The sequence below is a fragment of the Rhizobium sp. 01T444 genome (assembly GCF_056398305.1).
Map to the genome: position 1 here is coordinate 1 of NZ_JBFTPD010000285.1, position 599 is coordinate 599.

Sequence of the window (599 nt, forward strand, 5' to 3'; positions counted from 1 at the left end):
TCCATGTGATTCGCGACGGTCTCATGGGACTCGGTTTCGCGTATCAGAAGGAGCCGGTCTACAAGCCCCCGCGCGCCGGCGACGTGCGCCACTCGCAGGCCGACGTTTCGAAAGTGCAGGCCGAGCTGTTGTATGCCCCGCTCATCGATTTGCGCGCCGGCATGGCCGAGGCCTTGCCATGGTACGTCAAGTCCCTAACGAGGGAGGCCACCCTCGCGGCATGAGCCGTGCGCCGCGCCGAAGGTCGTTCATCACAAGCATGTCGAATGAAAAGATTCCGCGATCGAGCTGACGCGTCAAACACCGCGCACGAATCATCGTGGCGCATGCCAGGCATACGCGCCGTGGGAGCATTTGCCAATCTCTTGTCGCAGTCGGTGCATGCGATCGTCGGGTTGCTGGCGGTAACGAGCCTCGACGCGCGAGCCGCGCCCGACGATGCGTGCGAAGTTGCAGGCAGCGATTGCGCGATGGTTTCGACCCTTCTCCAGCAAAGGGAAGGTTACGGCCGAGAAGCCACCGGCGGAATGGGCGGGCGCGTGGTCTACGTCTCGTCCCCGGCGAATGCCGGAGCGAGCTCCTTGCGCGAAGCGTTGGAG

Annotated in this window: 1 protein-coding gene and 1 pseudogene; both read left to right on the forward strand. The window is 63.9% G+C overall.

Going from position 1 to position 599, the window contains the following annotated elements; all coding sequences use genetic code 11:
- A pseudogene (locus AC1DTN_RS38475) lies at positions 1–224 on the forward strand (hypothetical protein); the annotation flags it as partial.
- 102 nt (positions 225–326) lie between these two features.
- Positions 327–599: hypothetical protein (locus tag AC1DTN_RS38480; RefSeq protein ID WP_477925455.1), on the forward strand; the 273-nt coding region annotated here is incomplete at its 3' end.